Annotated in this window: 11 protein-coding genes; 4 read left to right on the top strand and 7 right to left on the bottom strand. The window is 54.8% G+C overall.

Features of this window, described 5'->3' with window-relative positions:
- Positions 1-67 precede the first annotated feature (67 nt).
- Genes gudD through FGI04_RS01810 form a run of 3 tightly spaced genes read right to left on the bottom strand, consistent with a single transcriptional unit; the run spans position 68 to position 4,158 of the window.
- Positions 68-1,408: a glucarate dehydratase gene (gene gudD, locus FGI04_RS01820; RefSeq protein WP_342699774.1), complete on the bottom strand. Its 1,341-nt coding sequence runs from the start codon at positions 1,406-1,408 to the stop codon at positions 68-70.
- 15 nt (positions 1,409-1,423) lie between these two features.
- Positions 1,424-2,785: an enolase C-terminal domain-like protein gene (locus tag FGI04_RS01815; RefSeq protein WP_342699775.1), complete on the bottom strand. Its 1,362-nt coding sequence runs from the start codon at positions 2,783-2,785 to the stop codon at positions 1,424-1,426.
- 20 nt (positions 2,786-2,805) lie between these two features.
- Positions 2,806-4,158 (bottom strand): MFS transporter, encoded by a 1,353-nt coding sequence (locus FGI04_RS01810; protein ID WP_342699776.1) that lies wholly within the window; start codon positions 4,156-4,158, stop codon positions 2,806-2,808.
- Between the two features lie 883 nt (positions 4,159-5,041).
- Between FGI04_RS01810 and garD the strand changes: the two genes are divergently transcribed.
- From garD to FGI04_RS01790, 4 genes are all read left to right on the top strand, one after another.
- Positions 5,042-6,631, top strand: coding sequence for a galactarate dehydratase (gene garD, locus FGI04_RS01805; RefSeq protein ID WP_407273980.1), 1,590 nt, complete (start codon positions 5,042-5,044; stop codon positions 6,629-6,631).
- 646 nt (positions 6,632-7,277) lie between these two features.
- Positions 7,278-8,813, top strand: a complete 1,536-nt coding sequence (locus FGI04_RS01800; RefSeq protein ID WP_342699778.1) for a methyl-accepting chemotaxis protein — start codon at positions 7,278-7,280, stop codon at positions 8,811-8,813.
- Between the two features lie 158 nt (positions 8,814-8,971).
- Complete coding sequence (locus tag FGI04_RS01795; protein WP_342699779.1) at positions 8,972-9,304, top strand: FlxA-like family protein; 333 nt, start codon at positions 8,972-8,974, stop codon at positions 9,302-9,304.
- A 291-nt stretch (positions 9,305-9,595) separates the two neighbouring features.
- Positions 9,596-9,958 (top strand): FlxA-like family protein, encoded by a 363-nt coding sequence (locus tag FGI04_RS01790; protein ID WP_342699780.1) that lies wholly within the window; start codon positions 9,596-9,598, stop codon positions 9,956-9,958.
- Positions 9,959-10,093: 135 nt separating this feature from the next.
- Here the strand turns inward: FGI04_RS01790 and FGI04_RS01785 are convergent, their stop codons facing one another.
- The 4 genes from FGI04_RS01785 to glnE form a co-directional block, all read right to left on the bottom strand.
- Positions 10,094-10,315 (bottom strand): DUF3820 family protein, encoded by a 222-nt coding sequence (locus FGI04_RS01785; RefSeq protein WP_342699781.1) that lies wholly within the window; start codon positions 10,313-10,315, stop codon positions 10,094-10,096.
- Positions 10,316-10,321: 6 nt separating this feature from the next.
- Positions 10,322-12,373, bottom strand: a complete 2,052-nt coding sequence (gene ligA, locus FGI04_RS01780) for an NAD-dependent DNA ligase LigA (RefSeq protein WP_407337325.1) — start codon at positions 12,371-12,373, stop codon at positions 10,322-10,324.
- A gap of 11 nt (positions 12,374-12,384) precedes the next feature.
- A complete protein-coding gene (hldE, locus tag FGI04_RS01775) occupies positions 12,385-13,812 on the bottom strand; it encodes a bifunctional D-glycero-beta-D-manno-heptose-7-phosphate kinase/D-glycero-beta-D-manno-heptose 1-phosphate adenylyltransferase HldE (protein ID WP_016940438.1) in 1,428 nt (475 codons plus the stop codon).
- A 105-nt stretch (positions 13,813-13,917) separates the two neighbouring features.
- Positions 13,918-16,770 (bottom strand): bifunctional [glutamate--ammonia ligase]-adenylyl-L-tyrosine phosphorylase/[glutamate--ammonia-ligase] adenylyltransferase, encoded by a 2,853-nt coding sequence (glnE, locus tag FGI04_RS01770; RefSeq protein WP_407337324.1) that lies wholly within the window; start codon positions 16,768-16,770, stop codon positions 13,918-13,920.
- Positions 16,771-16,784: the final 14 nt, after the last annotated feature.

Genomic DNA, 16,784 nt, shown 5'->3' with positions numbered 1-16,784 from the left:
CCGCGCCGCCCCGGATGAAGCAGCGCTCTTCATTAACAACCTACGATAATTAACGAACCGTGATGGATTAACGGACCAGGCAAGGACGTTTGTTATCAAACGTCCAGTTAGGGATCAGGTACTGCATGCCTACGGCGTCGTTACGAGCGCCTAACCCCATGTTTTTATACAGTTCATGCGCTTTCATGACCTGTTCCATATCCAGCTCGATACCCAGACCCGGTTTCTTCGGTACTTCCACCATGCCGCCGACAATCTGCAACGGCTCTTTGGTCAGGCGCTGGTTGCCCTCCTGCCAAATCCAGTGCGTATCAATGGCAGTAATACGGCCCGGCGCTGCCGCCGCCACGTGGGTGAACATCGCCAGTGAAATATCAAAGTGGTTATTAGAGTGAGAACCCCAGGTCAGGCCCCACTCATGGCACATCTGCGCCACCCGCACGGATCCTTGCATGGTCCAGAAGTGCGGATCCGCCAGCGGAATATCTACAGATTGCAGGGAAATGGTGTGCCCCATCTGCCGCCAGTCGGTGGCGATCATGTTGGTGGCGGTAGGCAGACCGGTAGCGCGACGGAACTCTGCCATCACTTCACGCCCGGAGAAACCCTGCTCGGCACCACACGGGTCCTCAGCGTAAGCCAGCACACCGCGCAGCTGTTTACCCAGGCGAATCGCCTCGTCCAGTGACCAGGCACCGTTCGGGTCGAGCGTAATACGTGCCTGCGGGAAGCGTTTAGCCAGCGCCGTCACTGCTTCGGCCTCTTCACTACCGGCCAGCACGCCTCCTTTGAGTTTGAAATCGTTGAAGCCGTATTTCTCGTACGCCGCTTCAGCCAGACGCACCACCGTTTCCGGCGTCAGTGCTTCTTCGTGGCGCAGACGATACCAGTCGCATTTGTCATTCGTCTGGCTCTGGTACGGCAGGTCGGTTTTGTTGCGATCGCCGATATAGAACAGGTAACCGAGCATTTCTACCGCGTCACGCTGTTGACCATCGCCCAGCAACGCGGCCACCGGTACGTTCAGGAACTGCCCCAACAGGTCCAGCATGGCGGCTTCGATACCGGTGACCACGTGAATGGTGGTACGCAGGTCGAAGGTTTGCAGGCCACGGCCGGAGGCATCGCGGTCGGCAAACTGGTTGCGTACCGCTGTCATCACGTTTTTGTATTCGCCCAGCGTTTTACCCACCACCAGCGCCGCGGCGTCTTCCAGCGTCTGACGGATCTTCTCGCCGCCCGGGATTTCCCCCACGCCGGTATGGCCTGCGTTGTCGTTAATGATCACGATATTACGGGTGAAGTACGGCGCGTGCGCCCCGCTGAGGTTCAGCAACATGCTGTCGTGCCCGGCAACAGGGATCACCTGCATACTGGTAATAACCGGGGTAGAACTTTGCGACGTCATGATAATTTCCTTCTGTTAAAACGTAGAATTCTTGGGTAACTCGCGTCCGAATACCGGACGTTTGCGATCAAATGTCCAGCCGGGGATCAGGTACTGCATCGCCGCCGCGTCATTACGCGCACCACTCGGCAGTTTTTTATGCAGCTCATGGGCTTTCATTACCTGCGCCATATCCAGCTCAATGCCCAGCCCCGGCCGCTCCGGCACCTTGATTTTGCCGTTAACGATTTGCAGCGGCTCTTTGGTCAGGTGCTGGCCTTCCTGCCAGATCCAGTGGGTGTCGATAGCGGTCGGTTTGCCCGGCACCGCAGCCCCCACATGGGTAAACATCGCCAGCGAAATATCGAAGTGGTTATTAGAGTGACAACCCCAGGTCAGCCCCCAGTCGTCGCACAGTTGTGCAACCCGTACCGCACCGTGCATGGTCCAGAAGTGTGGGTCTGCCAGCGGGATATCCACCGCCTGCAACATCACCGCGTGGTTCATCTCGCGCCAGTTGGTGGCAATCATGTTGGTCGCGACCGGCAACCCGGTCGCGCGACGGAATTCCGCCATCACTTCACGGCCGGAGAAACCTTGTTCCGCGCCGCAAGGGTCTTCCGCGTAAGTCAGCACACCGTTCAAGCCTTTGCACAAGCGGATAGCTTCATCAAGCAGCCAGGCACCGTTCGGGTCCACCGTGATACGGGCATCGGGGAAGCGTTTTTTCAACGCTTTCACGGTGTCGATTTCCAACTCACCCGGCAGTACGCCGCCCTTGAGCTTGAAGTCTTTAAAGCCGTAGCGATCAGCCGCCGCTTCCGCCAGCCGAACCACCGACTCACTGTTCATCGCCTGCTGATGGCGCAGGTGATACCACGGGTGTTTACCCTGTTCGCCTTCCAGATAGGGCAAGTCGGTTTTAGTGCGATCGCCGATATAGAACAGGTAGCCCAGTACCGTGACTTCATCACGCTGTTTACCCGGCCCCAGCAATTCGGCGACAGGCACATTCAGGTGCTGCCCCAACAGGTCCAGCAGGGCGGCTTCCAGTGCGGCGACAGCGTTGACCCGCAATTCGAACGTCCAGGCGCCTTTGCCGAACGAGTCGAAATCCGAAGACTGGTTGCCTTTGTGAACCTGATGCACCAGGTGGTTCATACGCGCGACCTGTGACCCTACTACCTGTGACGTCATCGCCGTCAGCGTGTTGTAAATCACCTCGCCGCCAGGGGCTTCACCGACGCCGGTGTGACCGGCGTTGTCTTTGAGAATCACGATATTGCGGGTGAAATAGGCCCCGTGAGCACCGCCGATATTGAGCAACATGCTGTCATAGCCGGCAACGGGGATGACGGTCATCTCAGTAATAACAGGGGTATCTTGTGTACTGCTCATTTTCTCGTCCTTACCCGGCATCACTGGGGTTTATAAGGTTTCAGTTCGATACGTTTGATGTCCTGCACAATGAACAGGAAGCTCAGAATGGCGACGAACGCATGGACACCCACATACACCAACCCACCATTAAAGGAACCGGTCACACCGACGATATAACCGATGGCAATCGGCGTGACGATGCCGGAGATATTGCCGAACATGTTGAACAGACCGCCGCTCAGGCCACTGATTTCTTTCGGTGCCGTATCCGCCATCACCGCCCAACCCAACGCGCCGATACCTTTACCGAAGAACGCCGCCGCCATCACTGCGATGACCACCCACTCTGTGGTGACGTAGTTACAAACCACCATCGACATGGAGAGCAGCATCCCCAGCACAATCGGCGTTTTACGGGCAATGGTGAGTGACTGAGTACGGCGCATCAGATAATCGGAAATCACGCCACCCAGCACGCCACCGACGAATCCGCAAATAGCCGGTATTGATGCCACAAACCCGGCTTTTAAAATCGACATGCCGCGAGCCTGAACCAGATATACCGGGAACCAGGTAATAAAGAAGTAGGTCAGCGCATTGATGCAGTATTGGCCAAGATAGACGCCCATCATCATGCGGGAGGTCAGTAATTGTTTAATCTGGTGCCACTTCTCACCGCGAGCGACGTCTTTTTTCGCGGCCGACGCATCCATGTTGACCAGTGCGCCACCGGCTTCGATGTATTCCAGCTCAGCTTTGTTCACGCCAGGGTGATCTTTCGGGTCATGAATCACTTTCAGCCACAGGAAACTGATGACGATGCCCAGGCCGCCCATGAACCAGAACACATGCGCCCAACCCACTTCATGTGTCAGCCAGCCCATGATGGGGGCGAAGATAACGGTGGCGAAATACTGCGCGGAGTTGAAGATGGCGACAGCGGTACCACGTTCCTGTGCCGGGAACCAGGCCGCTACAATACGGCTGTTACCGGGGAAAGACGGGGATTCACACAGCCCAACCATGAAGCGCAACATAAACAGCGAAATCACAATGGCCGAGCCGTGGAAGAGGTCCACAAACCCTTGCAGCAGGGTAAACAGCGACCAGGTGAAAATACTCCAGAAGTACACGCGCTTAGAACCAAAACGGTCCAGTAGCCAGCCGCCAGGGATTTGACCGATGACATAAGCCCAGGAGAACGCGGAGAAGATATAGCCCATGCCAACGGCATCAAGACCAATTTCTTTGGACATGGCGGAACCCGCGATAGAAATCGTGGCTCGGTCGCCATAGTTGAATGACGTGACAATGAACAGCATCACGACAATCCAGTAACGGGCGTTGGTTTTCTTTTGTAATACGCCTGCTGCTGTGCTGACGGTATTCATGATGAACTCCTACTTTCAGATAGCGGTTAGCTCATTCATTCCGAATAACAACACAATGTAAGGTTGAGTTACCAGAATGAAATCAAGAGTCGGTAATGGTTTGAAACCTGAGCAAAGAAAAAACAGAACAGCAAAAATAAACCACGGACCTCTTAGACTTCTGGAAACGATTATAAAGGGCAGCCTCTGGCTCCTCATTGGACAGGTGCACAACAATCACCGCCACATCCAACATGGATTATGGCAATCGTCCAACCGGTTGGGAGTCATTTCACGAAAACACCGTTTTTTGCCATCGCAGTCACAAAACACGACGGTCAGAATAAGGAGGGAATAAGAGCCTATCCCAGTAGGCGTTATTGGCGCAGCCAGTGTGGACACGGACAGCGCGGAGAACCCGGAGCGTACACGGAGTACGTGAGGAGTTCGAGCACTGCCCGGGGCCAAAATGGCAAGTGAAATAGTCCTAATGGGATAGGCTCTACATCAATGGACGGAATAATGTGACAAGTCTCACTGCCTATTGTTTCTTCGCCCGAGAAATTAAGCACAACGCGTAGGGATGTCAGTCAATTGCATAATGCATGATGGCGGAAAGCTCACCTATACTGATGCCGAGCAAAGTTATTATTAGCATCAACAGTGAAAATAAACCGCGCGTTATAACTTTAACCAGCGTTGTACCCTAAATAATTCGAGTTGCAGGCAGGCGGCGACGCAGCGAATCCCCGTGAGCTTACTCAGGTAAGTGACTGGGGTGAGTGACAAATCGGCTTAGCTGATTTGAACGCTGCTTGCAGAGGCCCGCAGGGCGAGGTCCATTGATGGACCGAGTAAGAAAGCCAACGCACCTGCAACTTGAAGTATGACGGGTATATAACTCATGAAGGCTAGCGCCATGTCAGAGAATAAAACAACGGGTGTGGCCGATGATCGGCCGCTTTATATCAAGGTCCATGAATCTGACAATGTCGCCATTGTCGTTAACAATAACGGCCTGAAAGCGGGCACCCGATTCAGCTGTGGTCTGGAACTGAAAGAGCATATACCGCAAGGTCACAAGGTTGCGTTAAGCGATATCGCCCAAGGCGCACCGATCGTTCGTTACGGCGAAATCATCGGTTATGCCCTCAGGGATATCGCCCGTGGCAGTTGGATAGACGAATCGCTGGTGGAATTGCCCAATGCACCCGCACTGGAAACACTGCCGCTGGCAACCCGGGTTCCCCCTGCGTTGCCACCGCTGGAGGGTTTTACCTTCCAGGGCTACCGTAACCCGGACGGTAGCGTCGGTACCAAGAACCTGCTTGGGATTACCACCAGCGTTCACTGCGTCGCCGGTGTGGTGGATTATGTCGTCAATCTGATAGAACGCGATTTGCTACCCCGCTACCCTAACGTCGACGGCGTCGTGGCGTTGAACCATCTGTACGGCTGCGGTGTGGCGATCAATGCCCCGGCAGCAGTAGTCCCCATTCGCACTATCCATAATCTGGCGTTAAACCCGAATTTCGGCGGTGAAGTGCTGGTGGTCGGGCTGGGTTGTGAAAAACTACAGCCGGAACGACTGCTGCAAGGCACGCCAGATGTGCAGGCGATTTCGCTCGATGAGACCAGTATTGTGCGATTGCAGGATGAACATCATGTCGGTTTCAAATCGATGGTGGACGATATCCTGTCCATGGCGGATAAGCACCTGCAACAACTCAATCGCCGTCAGCGTGAGACGGTGCCAGCCTCCGAGCTGGTCGTTGGTATGCAGTGCGGCGGTAGCGATGCGTTTTCCGGCGTGACCGCCAATCCAGCGGTAGGGTTCGCCTCTGATCTGCTGGTGCGCTGCGGTGCTACGGTCATGTTTTCCGAAGTCACCGAAGTCCGCGATGCTATCCATCTGCTGACGCCACGAGCCATCAACGAAGAAGTGGGTAAACGACTACTGGAAGAAATGGCTTGGTATGACGATTACCTTGATAGCGGCAAAACCGACCGCAGCGCCAACCCGTCACCCGGTAACAAGAAAGGCGGCCTGGCCAATGTGGTGGAAAAAGCGCTGGGGTCTATCGCTAAATCCGGCACCAGTGCGATTGTGGAAGTACTGTCGCCAGGCCAACGCCCGACCAAACGCGGTCTGATTTACGCCGCTACGCCAGCCAGTGACTTCGTCTGTGGTACGCAGCAACTGGCTTCCGGTATCACGGTGCAGGTCTTTACCACCGGGCGCGGCACGCCTTACGGGCTCAAAGCCGTGCCGGTTATCAAGATGGCGACCCGCTCAGCACTGGCAGAACGCTGGCATGACCTGATGGATATCAACGCCGGCACCATCGCTACTGGCGAGGCTACCATCGAGGATGTGGGCTGGCAGCTGTTCCACTTTATTTTGGATATTGCCAGCGGCAGGAAAAAAACCTGGTCTGATCAATGGGGTCTGCATAACGCCCTGTCGGTGTTTAACCCGGCACCGGTTACCTGATACACGCCGTCATACCAGCAACGGCCATTCCCCTCGGATGCCCCATTCGGGGGGAATGTTTTCAACACACCAGCGGTGTGCTGTATCTTGAAATTAATTTGATGTGTCAGTAACGTGAATTATTTTCGAAAGAAAATAACGCCACATCTTTTTCTCTGACTAACCATTAATACCCCTAAATAAGTAACGTTATTTCCCTCCATTTTAGGAAGCATTGTTTTCGTTACTCATGTTAATAAAACGTTTTTATTGTGATGTCATCTTTAATAAAAAATCGATTAACATGCAATAAACACAAAGAAGATAAAAAAAGTGCTGTTCAAAAAATGATTTCATTGACAACACAAAGACCCAAAGCATAAATTCCTCCCTACAAAAAAAGGAATAATTTTACTTAGGGATGCTTTCTCGTTTAAAGCGCCCTTTTTTTCGTACCTTCTAACCATGATCAAAAACAAAAATGACGATCTCACACCCCGTTAATGATCTCTCCTGACGGGTGCCCTTGTTGCAGCCAGACAACACGTGGACTGCACCAAAAGGCCCGAAAGGCAGGTTTTCAACCGGTGTGATTAATCAGGCCACACTCACACGTTGGCCCTTTATTCTCATGACATATTACTGACACACAGCATCGGGGTTTCCAATGAGGGTTAATACACCTATTACACAACAGGAACACCTGTTGGATGACGACACAACATTAATGTCGACCACGGATGTTAAAAGCCACATCACTTACGCCAATTCCGCATTTATACGTATAAGCGGATTTGATGAAGATGAACTCATGGGGGCGCCGCACAATATTGTTCGTCATCCTGATATGCCCGTCGAAGCCTTTGCGGACATGTGGTACACCCTGCAACAGGGTGACAGTTGGACCGGGCTGGTAAAAAACCGTCGTAAAAATGGCGATCACTACTGGGTACGAGCTAATGTCACACCGGTTTATCATAACAACCACCTGACGGGCTATATTTCGGTTCGCAATACCCCCAAAGCGGCAGAAATTCAGGCGGCAGAACCTTTATATGAAGCGGTACAAAATAAGCAAGCCCGCCACATTCGTTTTTATAAGGGACTGGTGGTCCGTACCGGACTATTCTCTGTATTGTCATTATTCCAGCGCTTATCGGTACGCTGGCGGTTACGGCTGGCAGTATTATTTGGCGGCTTGATACCACTGGCTCTCACCCTGCTGGGCGTCGGCACGGGCGCGTCTATTGCCGCGACACTCCTGCTCATGGTGGTGCTGGACTACTTTTTGCAACAACAAATCGCTCGCCCATTGCGTTTGATCCTGCGTCAGGCACAGCAGGTGGTGTCCGGCCGCCGGGCGGATAGTATCCATCTCAACCGGGTAGACGAGATCGGGCTATTGTTGCGGGTCGTCAACCAGTTTGGGTTGAACCTGCATTCGCTGGTCAACGATGTCAGCACGCAGGTTTCTGGCATCAACGACATCAGCCAACAACTGGCCGACAGCAACAGCAACCTGAGTGTACGCACCGAAGAGACCGCCGCGAATCTGCAACAAACCGCCGCCGCTATCGAGCAAATTACAGTAGCAGTGCAGCAAAGCGCAGATACCGCCACACAAGCGACACAGATGGCGCAAAACGCCAGTCACTCTGCCCGCAAAGGTGGCGACATCATGGCTGAAACCGTCAGCATGATGGAGTCGATTTCCAACGCCAGCCGCAAGATTGTCGATATTATCGGTGTCATCGACAGCATCGCGTTTCAGACAAATATTCTGGCGCTGAATGCGGCAGTAGAAGCGGCACGGGCGGGCGTAGAAGGGCGCGGTTTTGCCGTTGTAGCCGCGGAAGTGCGCAATCTGGCACAACATTCCGCTTCCGCTGCCCGCGAAATTAAAGCGTTGATCGACGCCAATATGGCGAGTGTTGAAACCGGCAGCGCCCTGGTGGATAACGCCGGTCAACATATTCACGACATCATTCATGACGTGCAGCAGGTTGCCGCGATGATCAGCGAAATCAGCAATGCCACCCGGGAGCAAACCGAGGCCTTGTCGCTTATCAACGGCTCTATCGCCCAGATTGAACAGATGACCGTAGGCAATACCGGCATGGTCGATCAATCCGCTGAATTCTCCGCCAACCTCAGCAAACAGGCGCTGCGATTAACCGATGCCATTAACGTCTACGGGAAATGATGCCAGAGATAAAGACACAATTCTTTACCCATCATCACGCTCAAAGAGTAGCCAGGTGTCACTTTTTGGTTAATAATCACTCATAAGATCGCACCAGGTGCCGATAATAGAAATAGCAGGGACAGTCCCCTGCCAAGACGACCCAATCAGGAGGATGTATGCTGAGTCCAATTACCAGCTCTGCGTTTGCAGTGATGCCGGTGCCAGCATCCACCAGCATCGAAACCAATACGGAACAAAAGGTTTCCGATCGCAACTTGCAAAGCCTGAAAGCGGCTGAGACATCAGGTGAAAGCACCAAGAAGCAGCAGGAAACGACGATTAACGGGCAACAGCAGTCGATGCAGGCTCAAATCGTTGTGATGCAAGGGCAAATTGCACAGTTGCAAAATCAGCAGGTTCAACAGCCGCAGGAAAGCAAGCCACTGGTGCGGCCGGTTGAGGGGGTTAACCGCCCTTCTGCCGAACACGCTATCGACATCTATATCTGATTCGGTCTGTCAGACATACTGCCTACCCCAGCCCGCTGCCACCCAGCGGGCTTTTGCGTTTCCAGACCGGGGAGACAGCGTCAACACTGTGGGCAGCGCGGTTTTTACCAGACTCGATAGAAAGAGATCGTTGACGTGTAGCTGCGCATTTCACTGAAGGTGCGCAGTAACAACCGTTATTATGCCGGTATATTTGTATATACTTCGTCAGGAAATCGAAAAACCTATAAGGCTATCGCGGTACGATGCCGATAACGGTATAGCCATTATGGCTATTTTCAGGAGGAATTTATGGCAGGTTCTATCGGCTCAGCAACATCAGCCGTTTCTGCGTCATCAGGTGGCGGTAGTAGCGCCAGTGTTGAGCAGCAGATTTCCCAGTTAAACAAGGAAATTCAATCGCTGACCAAACAAGCGACCAAGCTGACTCAGCAGATGACAGAAGCAAAAACGGATGAAGAGCGCCAGTTGCTGGAGCAACAGCAAAAGATGATTCAGGCGCAAATCCAACAACTTCAGGCACAAATCCAGCAGTTGCAGCAGCAGAAAACACAGCAGGCTCAGCAGTCAGGTGCCTCTGCAATTCAGTCGGCTACGCCCAAAGAAGGCGTTAACATGCCGACGGATGAAAACAGCGTTAATATTTACATCTAATCTTTTCGCTGTCTGAGTATTATCTGGTGTGAGTAAAAGCATCATGTATCCTGATGATTCATGATGCTTTTTTGCAAAACCGGTGTCAGAAAAACAGTCTGCCTGATGCTATCAACACCTGTCTGGCTACTGGCATCAGGATGAAGGGCGGCGCAAAGGCTTAATCAGCCCCTGCAATCCTTCTATCTTGATAGCAAGGGTAATCTGCATCAATTCCCCCAGACGCCCAGCTGGAAATTCGCCCTTGCGGGCGAACCATAAGAGGTATTCTTCCGGTAAATCGACCAGCATACGTCCTTTATATTTGCCAAACGGCATCGGTGTAGTGGCAATCGCCAGCAGATCCTCTTTTTCCATATGAACTTACCCCAGCAGACGCATCATCTCCGCTTCATCGATGACGGCAATACCCAGCTCTTGTGCTTTGACAAGTTTAGACCCCGCCGCCTCACCGGCAATAACCAGATCGGTTTTCTTCGACACACTCCCACTGACTTTGGCCCCCAACGCCGTGAGACGATCTTTGGCTTCATCACGAGACAACTGGCTTAATGAGCCGGTCAATACCACCGTTTTCCCGGCAAACGGGCTCGTTGATGCCTCAACATCCACTCTCACCGGAGCCGGCCAGTGAATACCGACCTCATCGCTGATCAGCGCCTGGATTACCTGCTGGTTATGCGCTTCATCAAGAAAGTTACGCACATGCGTCGCCACGACGATGCCAACATCCTGCACCTGTTGCAATGCGTCCAGATCAGCCGCCTGCAACGCCTCTAGCGTACCAAAGTGCGATGCCAGATTCGCCGCTGTCGCCTCGCCCACATCGCGAATGCCTAACGCGTACAGAAAACGGGCAAATGTGGTCGATTTCGCTTTATCCAGCGCACTCACCAGATTCTGTGCTGACTTCGGCCCCATGCGATCCAACCGGGTAAGGATACCGATATCCAACCGAAACAGATCTGCCGGTGTTTTGACGTACTCTTTCTCGACCAGTTGGTCGATAATTTTATCGCCCATTCCTTCCACATCCAGCGCACGGCGGGAAACAAAGTGCTTCAGTGCCTCTTTACGCTGCGCGGCGCAGAATAAACCACCGGTACAGCGGGTCACGGCTTCCCCTTCTACCCGCTCCAACTCAGAATCACATACTGGGCAGTGCTCAGGAAAGACGATGGGCCGGGCATCTGACGGGCGTTCGGACAACACCACGCTAACGATCTGCGGAATGACGTCACCGGCACGGCGCACCGCGACCCGATCGCCAATCTGAATCCCCAGACGTTCGATTTCATCGGCGTTGTGCAGTGTGGCGTTACTCACTACCACCCCAGCCACCGCTACCGGTTCGAGTCGCGCAACTGGTGTTATCGCACCGGTACGCCCAACCTGAAACTCCACATCACGCAACCAGGTCAATTGCTCTTGTGCCGGGAACTTGAAGGCCACCGCCCAGCGTGGTGCCCGCGCCACAAAGCCCAGCCGCTCCTGCAAGGCCAGCTCGTTGACTTTGATCACCACACCATCGATATCAAACCCCAGCGTTTCGCGCTCTTGCTCCACCTGGCGATAGAAATTCAGTACCGCCTCACTGCCGGTACACAGGCGAATGCGATCACTGACTGGCAACCCCCAGTCACGAAACTGCATCAACCGCTGCCAGTGGGTATCCGGTAGGACGCCGCCTTCCACCAGCCCAACGCCATAACACAGGAAGGTCAACGGACGCGTGGCAGTAATACGAGGATCTAACTGACGCAACGACCCTGCTGCTGCATTGCGCGGGTTGGCGAACACTTTACCGCCAGTACGGCGCGCTTCTTCATTCAGGGCTTCAAACCCTTTGTGTTTCATGAACACTTCGCCGCGCACTTCCAGCCGGGTCGGGATGTTGTCGCCATGCAAACGCAACGGGATCGCGCCAATGGTCCGGATATTCGCGGTGATATTTTCACCCGTTGTGCCATCGCCACGTGTCGCGGCACGCACCAGCACACCCTGCTCATACAACAGGCTGACGGCCAGCCCATCGAGCTTCAATTCACAGCAGAACGCCAGCTCAGTCTCATTTTTCAAGCGGTCGTTGATACGTTTGCAAAACGCCAGAAAGCTGGCCTCGTCAAAGACGTTATCCAGCGACAACATTGGCACGTCATGCGCGACGGTATCAAATGCATCCAACGGCGCGGCACCCACACGCTGAGTCGGCGAATCCGGCGTGACCAGCTCAGGGTGCACCTGCTCCAACGCTTTCAGCGTATTCATCAACTTGTCGTATTCTGCGTCGGGAATCTCCGGCGCATCTTCGACATGGTATTTGTATTCGTGATAGCGCAGTTGGGCGCGCAGCGCCTCAACCTGTGCGGCAACAGTCGCGATATCGTCAGCCGTCTTCGACTCTTTTTCCAGCATAAGTGCGCCCGTTAGTCTCTGGCTTTGATGGTGTTGATGATATTGGTGGTCGAGCAACCATCCTCAAAGTTCAACACCCGTACTTCACCGCCATTGGCCCAGACTTCTTTGCTCCCGGCGATATCTTCCGGTTTGTAATCACCGCCCTTCACCAAAATATCCGGTAATACTTCGCTAATCAGACGCTGCGGGGTGTCTTCTTCAAACGGCACCACCCAGTCCACCGCCTCCAACGCCCCCAGCACGATCATCCGTTGCGTCAGTGGGTTAACCGGGCGAGTCGGCCCTTTCAGACGTTTGGTGGAATCATCACTGTTTACCGCCACGATCAGGCGGTCGCCCAGACGGCGCGCGTTAGCCAGATAGGAAACATGCCCGGCGTGCAGAATATCGAAACACCCGTTGGTCATGACCACCGTTTCACCACGCTGGCGCGCCAGCGCCACCGCGTCTTTCAACTGCGCTTCGGTCATCACGCCAAAACCCGTATCGGCTCGGCCACGGATGGCATTTTCCAGTTCGATCGGCGTAACCGTAGAAGTACCGAGTTTACCCACGACGACACCCGCCGCCGCGTTAGCCAGGAAGCAGGCTTCCTCCAGCGGTTTACCCGCCGCCAACGCCGCTGCCAGCACGCCAATTACGGTATCGCCCGCACCGGTCACGTCATACACTTCTTGCGCCTGCGTCGGCAGATGCAGCGGCGCTTTACCCGGTTGCAGTAACGTCATACCTTGCTCAGAGCGGGTCACCAGCAACGCGGACAGATCCAGCTCCGCCAGCAGCTTCGCCCCACGTTCCACCAGATCGTTTTCATCTTTACAGCGTCCTGCTACTGCCTCGAACTCCGACAGGTTCGGCGTCAGTAACGTCGCTCCGCGATAACGATTGAAATCGGTACCCTTCGGGTCGATCAACACCGGCACACCCGCGGCTCTGGCGGTTTGGATCATGGTTTGTACATGCACCAACGCCCCTTTGGCGTAATCGGACAACACCAACGCGCCGATTTTCGGCAATGCCTGTTGGATGCGGTCGATCATCGGTTGCGGATCGACACTGTCGAACCCCTCTTCAAAATCGAGGCGGATCAACTGCTGGTTACGCGACAGTACGCGCAGTTTGGTGATAGTCGGATGAGTGGGAACAGAAACGAAGTCACATTTGACGTTGACTTCGTTCAATTTGGCGCTCAGGGCGCGGGCGGCATCATCAATACCGGTTAACCCCACCAAACGCGACCCTGCGCCCAGCGCAGCGATATTCATCGCCACGTTAGCCGCGCCGCCGGGACGTTCTTCGATGGTATCCACCTTAACCACCGGTACCGGTGCTTCCGGCGAAATACGGCTGGTTGGGCCGTACCAGTAGCGGTCCAGCATTACGTCACCCACGACCAGAACACCGGCGTGGCGAAAATCAGGTAGCGTTACTTTCATTCCCTGGCTCCAAAAACAGGTTCATTTTAACGCGCGCTATACTACCACACTCAGCTATCACACTCACCGGGTAGCCACCGCCCTGACGGGCGTTTTGCACGCTCCTTACTCCAGCCACGTTTTCCAGCTCTGCAACACCTGCTGACGCTCGGCGGTGAAGCTATCCTGTCCGACCCGACTGGGTAGTTCCTGCAACGCCAGATGATGGATCTCATCGCGCAGGGTGATGTAAGCCAGCCGCAGCGCTTCAGCTTCGGCCTCTTCCATCACGCCGTGGCGGGCCAGTAGCTCCAGAATGCGCACGTTATCAGACCAACGCGTTAATCTCGGCTCCTGTGCTGCATAGCGCAGCACCAGATACTGCGCGATAAATTCGATATCGGTAATCCCGCCAGCATCAGCCTTAATATCGAACCCCATGTCCTTACTGGCGTGATGCTGACGCATCTTTTCGCGCATTTCCCGTACTTCGGTGCGCAAAGCGTCGCCGTCACGCTCACGACATAAAATGCGCTGACGGATCTGTTCGAACTGCTGCTGTATGGCAGGCTCGCCATAGACAACCCGAGCACGGACCAGAGCCTGATGCTCCCAGGTCCAGGCTTCGTTACACTGATAGTCTTCAAACGCCGCCACGGTACTCACCAGCATGCCCGCCGCCCCCGAAGGCCTTAAACGCGCATCCACCTCGTACAAAATGCCGGACGAGGTACGGGTGCTGAAGAGGTGCATCACGCGCTGGGCCAGGCGCAGGTAGAACTGGCGGCCATCAATACTGCGCTCACCGTCAGTCATCACGTTATCGGGGCAATCGATCAGAAACACCAGGTCCAGATCCGAACTGTAGCCCAGCTCCCAGCCCCCCAACTTGCCATACCCCACAACCGCGAAACCTCGCCCGGATTCAGCATGCAAGTGGGTCGGCTGGCCGTAACGCGTTGTCATCTGGCTCCACGCCTGCTGCACGACCGCCGCGATGATGGCCTCCGCCAGATAGGTTAAGTGATCGCTCACTTTCATGACCGGCAATGCGCCGACAATATCGGCAGCAGCAATACGCAAATGCTGTGCTTGTTTGAACTGACGCAGCGCTTCCAGTTGCTGCTCTTCATCGTCTGTCGGTACGCGCATCAGGTATTGACGCAGTTCATCGGCGTAAGCATCCAGGGCGATGGGTTGATACAAACTAGCGGGGTCGAGCAGCTCATCCAGCAGCAACGGATAGCGTGCCAGTTGGCTTGCTATCATCGGCGATACGGCACACAGCCGGATCAGCTGCGTTAATGCCGCACGTGATTCCAGCAACAGCTCCAGATAGGTCGTACGGGTCACAATCCCCAGCAACAACGGCGTCAGGCGCGCCACGATAACATCAGCGTTGGCATGGCTACAGGCCTGCGCCAACAACGCGGGCATCAGTTGATCCAACACGTCCCGACCGCGGGGCCCGATCGTACGGCGAGATAAATCGGCGCGAAAATCCGCCACCCGAGTCAGTAAACGCTCACCTACTTCGGCAGTCAGCTGCGGTGACAACACCGACAGTTCTGCACTCTCCAGACCATCCTGCCACAAACTGCTGTAATGGTTATGTTCCGGGGTTTCGCTGCCGTCAGGCGCGTCATCACCAATCAATTCATGGAACACCGCACGTACCGCCTGCATCTGCTGATGTAAGCGTTCACTCAGTTGCTGCCAGTTGTCACAACGCATCCCCCATGCCAGCCGCGCCTGATTCAGCGCGTCTTCTGGCAAGGTTTGTGTTTGCTCATCGGCGATCGATTGCAGCAGGTTCTCCAGCCGCCTTAAAAACAGATAAGCCTCGCGCAACTGGGCCGCCTGCTCCGGGGTCAATAACCCTAGCGCGCCCACTTGCTCCAGCGTCGGTAACAAAGAGCGCCCTTGCAACGCAGGTTCACGGCCGCCACGAATCAACTGGAATACCTGGGTGATGAATTCCACCTCACGGATGCCGCCCGCCCCCAACTTGATGTTGTTACGCAAATCACGTCGGCGCACTTCGCGGGCGATCATGCTCTTCATGTTGCGTAGCGACTGGATCACACTGAAATCGATATAACGGCGGAACACAAACGGCCGTAACAGACGGATCAATTCCTGACTGTAGTGGTCATCATCGCCGCCCATCAGCCGGGCTTTGACCATCGCATAACGTTCCCAGTCACGCCCTTGTTCCTGATAGTAATCTTCCAGCGCGGCAAAGCTCATCACCAGCGGCCCGCTGTCGCCAAACGGCCGCAGGCGCATGTCGACCCGATACACAAACCCGTCTACCGTCGGCTGGTCCAGCGCTTTAATCAACCGCTGTCCAAGACGGGTAAAAAACTGGGCATTATCCAGTTCACGACGCCCGCCTTGAGTCTGGCCATTTTCGGGATACGCGAAAATCAGGTCGATATCCGAAGAAAAGTTAAGCTCACCGCCCCCCAGTTTCCCCATCCCCAAAATCAACAACGGTTGCGGTTCGCCCGCCGCATTGCATGGCGTCCCCCACTCACGGCAACAGGCGTCATACAGCCACTGTCGAGCTGCAACGATCAATGCCTCCGCCAGTACACTCAATTGTTGCAATGTCTCGTCCGTGGTACTGAGTTGCAGCCATTGCCCCCAGGCAATGCGCGTCAACATACGACGTCTGAACAGACGCAGCGCCTTCATTAACGTCGCCTCGTCCGTGACATCGCCCAGCGCTTGCGACAACCACTGCGCATACTGCTGCCACTCCTGCGGTTGAGGGGGTTGCCGGTTTATCTCCTCTCGCCAGTCCGGGTAACGAGCCAGCGACTCACTGACAAACTCGCTACAGGCCAGCACTGCCGCCGCACTGTCGTCGGCTATCGGCGTGGGAGCGGCACTCAACGCACGCTCCACCTCGTGGCGAGCCTGTTCAATCAAGGATGCAGAGAGCGGAAATAGTGATGCGGGACGACAGGTCATGGCGATATCCTTGC

This window comes from Dickeya ananatis, assembly GCF_019464615.1.
GTDB lineage: Bacteria > Pseudomonadota > Gammaproteobacteria > Enterobacterales > Enterobacteriaceae > Dickeya > Dickeya oryzae.
Note: the sequence above shows the minus strand (reverse complement) of the source record. Positions and strands in the feature narration are given on the sequence as shown.